This window comes from Nocardioides sp. (genome assembly GCF_964229035.1).
GTDB lineage: Bacteria > Actinomycetota > Actinomycetes > Propionibacteriales > Nocardioidaceae > Nocardioides.
Genome location: NZ_CAXRAZ010000022.1, coordinates 1 through 10,010, shown reverse-complemented (window position 1 = coordinate 10,010; position 10,010 = coordinate 1). Strand labels below are relative to the sequence as shown.

Sequence of the window (10,010 nt, the reverse complement as noted above, 5' to 3'; positions counted from 1 at the left end):
CCCTTCTCGGAGGGGGCGGGCTCTCGCGCTTCTGCGGGGGCGCTGCGGGGCAGGGGCGGCGTCAGCTGCGCGCCCGCACCCGCTCCACGGCGCGCGGGAGCATCCGCTCGACGGGCGTCGGGCCCGCCGTCGGCGGGTAGTCGGCCTCGGTGCCCACCACCTCGGAGACGAGGAGCACCAGGGTGTCGCCGACGACGGCGAGCCCGGTCTCGCCGAGGAAGCTCTTCGTGCCGCTCGGGTCGAGGTCGATATCGACCGGACGACGCGTGGTCGCCACGACCTCGCCCGCGGCTCCGCCCGGCACCTGGATCCGCGTCGTGCCCTCGACCTCGATCCGGGTGTTCGCGACGCCGGCGTTCTTCTCGGCGGCGGCCGAGCAATCCGTCACGGCGGCCGCCATCCGCTCGCGCGCGGCGGTGGCCGCCGCGGTGTCCGCGAACCGGATCACGAACTCGTTGAGGTCGGGGCCGAGCAGGTCGGATCCCTGCGGAGACGTGCGCAGCTGGAAGCGGGCGGAGAGCGCCTCCGTCGCGCCGAGCGTGGCCAGGTCGTCGTCCTCGCACAGGTGCACGGTGCCGTCGGTGCTCGCAGGTTCGGCGATGGTGCGGTACCACCGCCTGCCTGCCCCGTAGGTGGTGTCGGCGTTCGTCAGGAGCATCGCCGTGGTCAGAGTCCCGGCGCTCGCCGCAGCTGAATGCGACGGCGCCGTGGACGACGCCGTGGACGACGCGGCGGTGGTGCGATCGGAGGCGCCCTCACCCTCCGCGCCCGTGCCGCAGGCGGCGAGCAGCAGCACGGGCACGACGGCGGCGAGCGCAAGGGGTCGCAGGACGGGGGGAGGGCGTAGCGGTGCGGTCATGGTTCTCTCATCTCGTCTCGCGGTCCGGGGGCGCCGCTGTGCGGGGCCCATGCTGTGAGGACGCGCGAGAAGCCCGGCCGGTTGGGGCTCGCCTCGCACGTGGCGGCGCGAGCCCGGTCACCGGCTGTCGCGCAGGCGCTCCAGCGCCACCGGCAGCATCCGGTTCACCGGGGTGCCGCCCTCCTCGGGCAGGAAGTTGTAGTCCTGCCCGACGACCTGCGAGCCCAGCACCACCAGGTCGGAGCCCTGCACGGCGACGCCCGTCTCGGCGATGTAGGCCGAGTCGCCCGAGGGGTCGATCGAGGTGTCGACCGGGCTGTACTGAGCGTCGATGATCCGGGCGTCGATGATCTGCGCGTCGACCGCTGCGCCCGCATCGAGCCGGCGCGTCTGGAGGGTCCGGTACGCGGTGGCGCCGAAGGTGCGCACCGCCTCGCCGCAGTCGCGGATCCATCCGACCACCGTGGCTCGGGCCGCGCGGGCGGCGTCCTCGCTGTCGAAACGGGCCACGGCCTCCTGGAGCAGGGCCCCGCGGGCCGGCTGGTCCTGCCCGGGGGAGCGCAGCTCGTAGTCGCCGACCACCACCGACGCGGCCCCGAGCGAGGCGAGCGTCGCCCGGGCGCACGGGTGGAAGGGCTCCTGGCCGTCACCCTCGTAGGCGCCGGTGCGCACCCAGTCGCTGCCCTCGTTGTAGACGGTGTCGTCATCGGTGAGCAGCACCGCGGTCGGCAGCGCCGTCGCCGGCACCGACGCCGAGACGCTGGGCGTGGGATCCACGGCGGTGAGTCCGCGGTCGTCGTCCGCGCGCGGCGAACCGCCCGCCAGGGCGAACACGGGGACGGCGACCGCGGCCACCGCGAGTGCGCTGCCGCCGGCCACCAGTGCGCGTCGCCGACGACGCAGCCGGTCGCCGCGCTGACGCGCCTCTCCTGCACTGAAGGGCATGGGTACTCCTGACCCGGCACCGATGCCGGCGCCGAAACGGGTGAGATCGTCGAGCGGGTCGTGCTGCTCAGGCATTGATCACCCCTCCTCCCGCGAGTCCGCTGTCGTCGGCGAGGAGGACGGCGAGCGCCGCTCGCCCCCTGCTCAGCCGGGCCTTGACCGTTCCTTCCGGTGCACCGACCTCGGCTGCGACCTGCGCCACGGGGAGGTCGGCGATGTGGTGCAGCACGAGCGCCTGGCGCTGCGCCTCGGGCAGCTGCCGCAGCGCAGCCACGAGGGCCACGTGCGACTCGTCGACCGCGGCGATCGCCTCACCGAGCGCGAGGGCCCGGTCGGGCGCCCGCTCCCCGCGCTTGCGTCGGCGCCACCTGCTGACGGCGAGGCGGTAGGCCGTCGTCCTCACCCACGCCTCGGGGTGCTCGACCCGCCCGAACGTGCGGCGGTGCGCCCAGGCGCGGGCGAAGGCCTCCTGCACGCACTCGCCGGCCTCGTCGAGGTCGCCGATCATGGCGTAGACCTGCCCGGTCACCTTGCGGAAGGACGCGGCGTAGAAGTCGTCGAACTCCTGCGCGTCCATCGCTCGCTCCTCTCCCTGCTCGCCGCGCGGCCGGAGCCGCGGGAGGCGCCCCCGTCGGGCGCCGTTCGAGGAGGGGACGCCCCAGCGCGACGTCCGGTTGCATCATCGGTCAGATCTCTCGTCCCCGCCGCGCGGCGGGGCGGTTCCGGCTCCTTCGGATCTCGGGACGGCGAGCCTCCCTGACGACCGGTGACGTCAGCCGCGCAGCCGCTCGAGCCGCTCCTGGGCGCGGCGGGCCAGCGCCACGAAGTCGGCGTCGGCGATGCGGGCGGCGGGGGCGGCCACGTAGACCAGCAGCGAGACCGATGTGCCGCGGCGCACGACCGCGACGTCGTACTCGACCGTGCGGTCGCCCGGCAGCGCGGTGGTCAGACGCCACGCGGCGAGGGCGCTGCCGTCGCCGACCTCGCGGTCGAGGGATCGCACCTCGGTGCCGGCGCTCGCGTCGGAGTCGGGGCAGGCGTCGATCTGCGCCCGCAGACGCCGCACGAACGACTGCGCGCTCGCCTCGGGCAGGGCACCCACTGTCTGCGTCAGACCCACCTCCGGCGGGAGGTTCGGGGCGGTGCTCAGCACGAAGGTGCGGAACTGGTTGGTGCGGATCGTCTGGCCGCGGTACTCGCGGAAGAGGCTGGCGGTGTCGCAGCCGATCGCGCCAGCGTCCGCGCGCTGCTCGGTGAGCTCCTGCACCGGCGTGCCGACCCACGGGCCCTGGTCGCGGCTGAGCGGCGGGAGGTCGACCTCGGACAGCATCCAGGGCACCTCGCCCACCGGGAAGGCGGAGACATCGCTGACCCGGGGGGTGCCCGAGACGCAGGCGCCGCCGCCGTCGAGGCGGCACACGGGCGCCACCGCGGCCGCCAGCAGCCGGGCGACACCGTCGCGGCGCACCCGGGCGGCGGGCGTGGTGGTGCCGAGCGACACCGTCACGGTGAACACGCCCGTGCGCGCCACCCCCACGACGTTGGTGCGCGAGGAGTTCTGCGAGCGCAGCACGAGGACGACGGCCCGGTCGCCGACGCCGGCGACCTCGGCCGTGCTCACCAGCTGGGTGCGCGGCGGCTCGGCGTCCGCGGCCGCGGCCCCGCCCACGGGGCCCGTGCACGCGCTGAACCACTCGACCGTGCGGCGGAAGGTGCGCTCGGCGGCGGGCTCCGCGGCCGAGGCCTCGGCGAACTGCAGCACCCGCCGCTTCGCCGTGGCCTCCGGACCGTCGCGGAAGCCGCGCAGCCACGCGGCCGTGCCGCGGGGGTCGGCGTAGCGGGCGCCCTGGCACGGCAGCACCAGACCGTTGCCCGCCGAGTTGTCGGTGGTGGTGATCTCCTGCCACCCCGGTGCGCGCAGGGCGGCGTCGACCGCGGTCGGCGCGAGGAGGGCGGTGCGGGGCAGGTCCGGTGCGGCCGGCTTCGCCGCGGTGGACGACGCCCCGCCCCCGCCGATGCCTTCGCGCGCCAGCGTGGGCCGGGCGCCCGCGGTGTCGAGGCTCAGCGCACCGCCCGCCACGAGTGCCGTGATGGCCACGGCGCTGCCGATGACGGTGTGGGTGCGTCGACGCGCGGAACCGGCCCGGCGCAGGATCGAGGCGCGCGGCCACACGACCGAGCCGGTCGCGGCGGTGAGCCCCGACAGGACGAGCGGGATCGAGGCGGTGGGGATCTCCAGCTGCATCGCCAGGTGCGCGGCGCCGTGCTGCAGCTCGCGCTCGGCGGCCTCGAGCGGCAGGCCCACCTCGTGGGCCATCTCCTCCATCGTCACGGCTGCGAGCTGGGTGAGGAGCAGCGCGCGGCGCTGGGGCAGCGTCAGCGACCCGAGGGCGTCGAGCACCCGGCGGGTGTCGGCGTCGAGGTCGCGGCGGCGTCGCAGCGGTCGGCGGCTGCTGCGACGCAGCGCCAGGCGCCAAGCGAGCGGGCGCACGTACATCTCGGGGTCGTCGAGGGCGTCGGCCTTGCGCCAGTGGTGCCAGGCCACGACCATCGCCTCGCGCACGGCCCCGCGCGCGCTCGCCAGGTCGCCGGTGAGCGCGAAGGTCTGCAGGAGCAGGCGCTCGCGGGCATTGCGGTAGAAGACGTCGAAGTGCTCGGCGAGGTCGGCGCTGGTCGGGTAGAGCGCACGCTCCGTGGGCGATCCGGGGTCCTCGTCGCGTGGCGCGGTGGTGCCGGAGGGGCTGCCGGGGGCGGAGGAGGAATCGCTCATGACCCGCCAACCGTACGACGCCGACCCGGCGCGGCGGCAACGCGCGTCCCACGCGGTCGACCTGCGCTCGCCTCGGCACGGGGAACTGCGGAGTGCGCGGCGTGCCTGCGCCGTCCGGCCTGTCGAGGGCGTGAGGATGGTCGGACCATGACCTCGCTGCACACCCCGCCCGTGCGTCGCCAGGGCGCCCGACCGGACGACGAGGTGCGTCGCGACCTCGCCACCGGCCGGCCGCTCGTGCTCACCGCCACGCTCGGTGGCGCGCTGGCAGCCGGCGGCACGCTGGTGGTGCTGCTCGCGCTGGGTGTGGTCGGCTGGTTCCTCACCGACGCCGGCGCGGTCGGTGCCCCGAGCGACTCGCTGCGCGTGGGCGCCCACCTGTGGCTCATGACCCACGGGTCCGGGGCCACCGTCGAGGGCGTCCGGCTGGGCGTCGTCCCGCTCGGGCTGACCTGGGTCTGCGTGTGGACGACGTGGCGCCTGGGCCACCGCGTGGGCGAGTCGGTGTCGGGGCACGGGCCTGACGCCACCGGCATCGCCGACGGCCAGCGCGACTGGACCGTGCCGCTGGCCACCGCCCTGTTCACCGTCGGTTACGCCGTGGTCGCGGTGATCGCGCAGGCCACCGCCGCCACGCCGGCCTCGGCGCCCAGCGCGGCGCGTGCGGTCGCCACCACCGTCGTCCTCGGGCTCCTGGTCGCCGGCCCCGCGATCGCCCGCGGTTCGGGGCGCGCCGCCATCTGGGTGCCGCTGCTGCCCTCGCCCGCGCGCGACGCACTGCTCGTGGCGCGGCGGCTGCTGCTCGGCTGGGCGGCGATCAGCCTGCTGCTGGTGCTGGTCTCGCTGGCCCTCGACCTCTCCACCGCGGCCAACGTCGTCTCGCAGCTGCACGCCGACGCCGGCGTCACCGTGCTGCTGATCCTCGGCTCGCTGGCGCTGCTGCCGAACGCCGCGCTGTTCTCCAGCGCCTACCTGCTCGGCCCCGGCTTCACCGTGGGCGCGGGCACGAGCGTCACCACCAGTGCGGTCGTGCTCGGCCCGCTGCCCCTCTTCCCGCTGCTCGCCGCCCTGCCCGACCAGGGGGCCGCCCCCTGGTGGGCCGCCTGGCTCGGACTTGTGCCCGTCCTCCTCGCCGCTCTGGCGGCGGCCGGGGTGCAGCGCGCCCGCCCCGTGCTGGCGTGGGACCGCGCCGCCATCCGCGGCTGCGCCGGCGGTCTGCTGGCCGCCGTCGCGCTCGGTCTCCTCACGGCGCTCGCCGGCGGTGCGGTCGGTCCCGGGCGCCTCGCCGAGGTCGGCCCGGCGGCCGGCGCCGTCACGTTGCACGCCATCGCGGCCTTCGGCATCGGTGGCGCCCTCGGGGCGCTCGTCGTGTGCGGCTGGCAGCGCGGCGGACGCGAGCGTCTGCGCGGCCTGGTCGGTCTCGCCGAGCGCTGAGCCGCCGGGAGCGCGCGTCGGCGGTCGTAGACTCCCGCGCGTGCCGTCCCGACTCGTCGTCCTCGTCTCCGGAGCGGGCACGAACCTCGAGGCGCTGCTCGAGGCCTGCGAGCAGGCTGGCTACGGCGCCGAGGTCGTGGCCGTGGGCGCCGACCGCGACGGCATTGAAGGGCTCGAACGTGCGCGCCGACGCGACGTGCCCACCTTCGTCGTCCCCCTGGCCGACTTCGCCACCCGCGAGTCCTGGGACGACGCCCTGGCCGCTGCGGTGGCCGCGCACGAGCCGGACCTCGTGGTGCTCGCCGGGTTCATGAAGCTCGTCGGCCCGGCCTTCCTCGCGCGCTTCGGCGGCCGCACGCTCAACACCCACCCGGCACTCTCGCCCGCCTTCCCGGGCATGCACGGCCCGCGCGACGCCCTCGAGTACGGGGTCAAGGTCACCGGCGCCACGCTCTTCGTGGTCGACGCCGGCGTCGACACCGGCGCGATCGTGGCCCAGACCGTCGTCCCCGTCGAGGACGACGACACCACCGCCTCGCTGCACGAGCGCATCAAGCACGCCGAGCGCGCGATGCTGGTCGACACCGTCGGCCGGATGGCTCGCGAGGGCTTCCGGCTCGACGGTCGGCGGGTTCGCCTCGGAGGGTGATCGGCCCCTAGGATCGGGCCACACGACTGGCGCAGGTGGGTGACCACCGGGGAGTGACGAGTCGGCATCGATCGCCTGGGTGCCCTCGCTCGTTGCAACACACGCACCCCGGAGGAGAAACCCCATGACCGACCGGATCCAGATCAAGCGCGCGCTGGTCTCCGTCTTCGACAAGACCGGCCTCGACGACCTCGTCCGCGGCCTCGCCGACGCCGGCGTCGAGCTGGTCTCCACCGGCGGCTCGGCCGCCCTCATCGAGGGGCTCGGCCTGCCCGTCACCAAGGTCGAGGACCTCACCGGCTTCCCCGAGTGCCTCGACGGCCGGGTCAAGACCCTGCACCCGCGGGTGCACGCCGGGATCCTGGCCGACCGCCGCCTGCCTGAGCACGTGGCCCAGCTCGACGAGCTCGGCGTCGCGCCCTTCGACCTCGTCGTCGTCAACCTCTACCCCTTCGCCGCCACCGTCGCCTCCGGCGCCGGCGTGCAGGACTGCATCGAGAAGATCGACATCGGCGGACCCTCGATGGTCCGTGCCGCAGCGAAGAACCACGCGTCGGTCGCGATCGTCACCGACGGCGCCGACTACGCCGGCGTGCTGGACGCCGTGCGGGCCGGCGGCTACACCCAGGCCGAGCGCGAGCGCCTGGCCGCCAAGGCCTTCGTCCACACCGCCACCTACGACGTCCAGGTGGCCTCGTGGATGGGCAGCGTGCTCACCGACACCTCCGAGGGCACCGGCTTCCCGGCCTGGACGGGCGCCACCTGGGACAAGGCCGCCGTGCTGCGCTACGGCGAGAACCCCCACCAGCCGGCCGCGCTGTACCGCTCCGGCCACGGCCCCGGTGGCCTCGCCGCCGCCGAGCAGCTGCACGGCAAGGAGATGTCGTACAACAACTACGTCGACACCGACGCCGCCCGCCGCGCCGCCTTCGACCACGGCGACGCGCCCACCGTGGCGATCATCAAGCACGCCAACCCCTGCGGCATCGCCGTGGGCGCCGACGTCGCCGAGGCCCACCGCCGCGCCCACGAGTGCGACCCCGTCTCGGCGTTCGGCGGCGTGATCGCCACCAACGTCCCCGTCTCGCGCGCCATGGCCGAGCAGGTCGCCGAGATCTTCACCGAGGTCATCGTCGCCCCCGACTACGAGGACGGCGCCGTCGAGGTGCTGCAGGGCAAGAAGAACATCCGCATCCTGCGCGCCGAGCCCCTCACCGAGGGCGGCGTCGAGACCCGCCCGATCAGCGGCGGCCTCCTCGTGCAGCACGCCGACCGCTTCCAGGCCGAGGGCGACGACCCGGCGAACTGGACGCTCGCCACCGGCAAGGCTGCCGACGAGACCACCCTCGCCGACCTCGCCTTCGCCTGGCGCGCCGTGCGCGCCGCCAAGTCCAACGCGATCCTGCTCGCCGCCGACGGCGCCTCGGTGGGCATCGGCATGGGCCAGGTCAACCGCGTCGACTCCTGCCGCCTCGCCGTCAGCCGCGCCGGCGAGCGTGCCGCCGGGTCGGTGGCCGCCTCCGACGCCTTCTTCCCCTTCGCCGACGGCCCTCAGATCCTGCTCGACGCCGGCGTGAAGGCCATCGTCCAGCCCGGCGGCTCGGTGCGCGACGAGGAGACCATCGCCGCCTGTGCCGCCGCCGGCGTCACGATGTACTTCACCGGCACCCGCCACTTCGCGCACTGACGGTGTTGTCTGGCGCGAGCGTGTCGCCGGTCGACCGCTCGCCCGGACCCTTCGGGCCCGGGCTCTCGGACGACGCGCCTGCGGCGCGGGCGCCACGCTGCCGCGCCGTTGTCTGGCGCGAGCGTGTCGGCCGTCGACCTCGGCCAGGACCCTCCGGGCCCGTGGCCGCGCTCGACGCGGGCTTCGCCCGCTGCCGCCACGCTGCCGCGCGGGTTGTCTGGCGCGAGCGTGTCGGCCGTCGCGGGGTGCCTCAGCGCCAGCGGGTAGCGCCGGCGGCACGTGGGCGCGCGCGGGGCTGATCTGGAATGGAAGGATGAGGACGTGAGCGCACAGAGGTTGGACGGCACCGCCACCGCGGCGGCGATCAAGGACGAGCTGCGGGTGCGGGTCGCGGCGCTGAAGGAGGGCGGCGTCACTCCGGGCCTGGGCACCGTGCTCGTCGGCGACGATCCCGGCTCGAGGTGGTACGTGGGCGGCAAGCACAAGGACTGCGCCGAGGTGGGCATCGCCTCCATCAGGGTCGACCTGCCGGAGAGCGCCACCCAGGCCGAGATCGAGGACGCCGTCGCCGGCCTCAACGCCGATCCGGCGTGCACCGGCTACATCGTCCAGCTGCCGCTGCCGAAGGGCCGCGACGAGAACCGGGTGCTCGGCCTGATCGACCCTGCCAAGGACGCCGACGGCCTCCACCCCACCAACCTCGGCTGGCTCGTGCTCGGCAACCCGGCGCCGCTGCCGTGCACGCCCTACGGCATCGTCGAGCTGCTGCGCCGCCACGACGTGCCGATCGCCGGCGCGGAGGTCGTCGTGGTGGGTCGCGGCATCACCGTGGGCCGCCCGCTCGGTCTGCTCCTCACCCGCCGCTCCGAGAACGCCACGGTCACCCTCTGCCACACCGGAACGGTCGATCTCGCCGCCCACGTGCGCACCGCCGACGTCGTGGTGGCCGCCGCCGGCGTGCCCGGCATCATCACCGGCGACATGGTCAAGCCCGGCGCCGCCGTCCTCGACGTCGGGGTGAGCCGCGTCGAGGGCAAGATCGCCGGCGACGTCGCGGACGACGTGTGGGAGACGGCCGGCTGGGTGTCGCCCAACCCGGGCGGCGTGGGTCCGATGACCCGGGCGATGCTGCTCGCCAACGTCGTCGCCATGGCCGAGCAGCAGGCCGAGCAGCAGGCCGGGCGGGGCTGAGCGCCCTGAACGAGCACGGGAGCGGCGAGGAGCCGCGGCCGTCGTCCACGGAGACGACGGCGGGCGAGGAGTCGATCGAGAGCCGGGAGCCGGGGGCGGCCTCGCGGTCGTACTGGCGTCCGCAGACGATCGGCGGGGCGCTCTACCTGATGGTGCTCGGGGCCTGTGTCGTGGCGCTCGCCGTCGGCGTGCTCGGCGACTGGAGGGTCGGCGTGCGCATCTTCGCGGGCGTGCTCTGCGCGGCCGCCGGCATGCGGCTGGCCCTCCCCGACGACCAGGCCGGCATGCTCGCGGTGCGCCACCGCTTCGTCGACGTCGGCCTCCTCGCAGCGGTGGGGGTGGTGCTGTTCCTGCTCGCCACCTCGATCCCCGACCAGCCCGTCTGAGGCGCGCGGCGTCCGGTCGCCGTGCCGGAGAAGTCGTCGAGTGGTGGGAAACCGCAATAGAACCGCCCGAAATGTTGCGGTTTGGCGCC

At 75.2% G+C, this 10,010-nt stretch carries 9 protein-coding genes and 1 riboswitch; of the genes, 5 read left to right on the top strand and 4 right to left on the bottom strand.

Annotated elements, in window-relative coordinates; genetic code table 11:
• Positions 1–61: 61 nt before the first annotated feature.
• From ACERUN_RS07395 to ACERUN_RS07380, 4 genes are all read right to left on the bottom strand, one after another.
• Positions 62–859, bottom strand: coding sequence for a hypothetical protein (locus tag ACERUN_RS07395; protein ID WP_370289223.1), 798 nt, complete (start codon positions 857–859; stop codon positions 62–64).
• A 117-nt stretch (positions 860–976) separates the two neighbouring features.
• A complete protein-coding gene (locus tag ACERUN_RS07390; RefSeq protein ID WP_370289222.1) occupies positions 977–1,879 on the bottom strand; it encodes a hypothetical protein in 903 nt (300 codons plus the stop codon).
• On the bottom strand, positions 1,872–2,381 hold the full coding sequence (locus ACERUN_RS07385; protein ID WP_370289221.1) for an RNA polymerase sigma factor: 510 nt from the start codon (positions 2,379–2,381) through the stop codon (positions 1,872–1,874). The genes ACERUN_RS07390 and ACERUN_RS07385 overlap by 8 nt, the downstream gene beginning before the upstream one ends.
• A 195-nt stretch (positions 2,382–2,576) precedes the next feature.
• Positions 2,577–4,574, bottom strand: a complete 1,998-nt coding sequence (locus ACERUN_RS07380; RefSeq protein ID WP_370289220.1) for a hypothetical protein — start codon at positions 4,572–4,574, stop codon at positions 2,577–2,579.
• A 147-nt stretch (positions 4,575–4,721) separates the two neighbouring features.
• On the opposite strand from ACERUN_RS07380, the gene ACERUN_RS07375 reads away from it, so the two are divergent.
• From ACERUN_RS07375 to ACERUN_RS07355, 5 genes are all read left to right on the top strand, one after another.
• On the top strand, positions 4,722–6,008 hold the full coding sequence (locus ACERUN_RS07375; protein ID WP_370289219.1) for a DUF6350 family protein: 1,287 nt from the start codon (positions 4,722–4,724) through the stop codon (positions 6,006–6,008).
• Between the two features lie 40 nt (positions 6,009–6,048).
• Positions 6,049–6,657, top strand: coding sequence for a phosphoribosylglycinamide formyltransferase (gene purN / locus ACERUN_RS07370; RefSeq protein ID WP_370289218.1), 609 nt, complete (start codon positions 6,049–6,051; stop codon positions 6,655–6,657).
• Positions 6,658–6,669: 12 nt separating this feature from the next.
• Positions 6,670–6,745, top strand: a riboswitch (ZMP/ZTP riboswitch).
• A 36-nt stretch (positions 6,746–6,781) separates the two neighbouring features.
• Positions 6,782–8,344 (top strand): bifunctional phosphoribosylaminoimidazolecarboxamide formyltransferase/IMP cyclohydrolase, encoded by a 1,563-nt coding sequence (gene purH, locus ACERUN_RS07365; RefSeq protein WP_370289217.1) that lies wholly within the window; start codon positions 6,782–6,784, stop codon positions 8,342–8,344.
• 321 nt (positions 8,345–8,665) lie between these two features.
• Positions 8,666–9,535 carry a bifunctional methylenetetrahydrofolate dehydrogenase/methenyltetrahydrofolate cyclohydrolase gene (locus ACERUN_RS07360; protein ID WP_370289216.1) on the top strand — a complete coding sequence of 290 codons (870 nt, stop codon included), beginning with the start codon at positions 8,666–8,668 and terminating at the stop codon, positions 9,533–9,535.
• A 149-nt stretch (positions 9,536–9,684) separates the two neighbouring features.
• Entirely contained in the window at positions 9,685–9,921 is a 237-nt protein-coding gene (locus tag ACERUN_RS07355) for a DUF3017 domain-containing protein (protein WP_370289214.1), read from the top strand.
• The last annotated feature ends 89 nt before the right edge of the window (positions 9,922–10,010 follow it).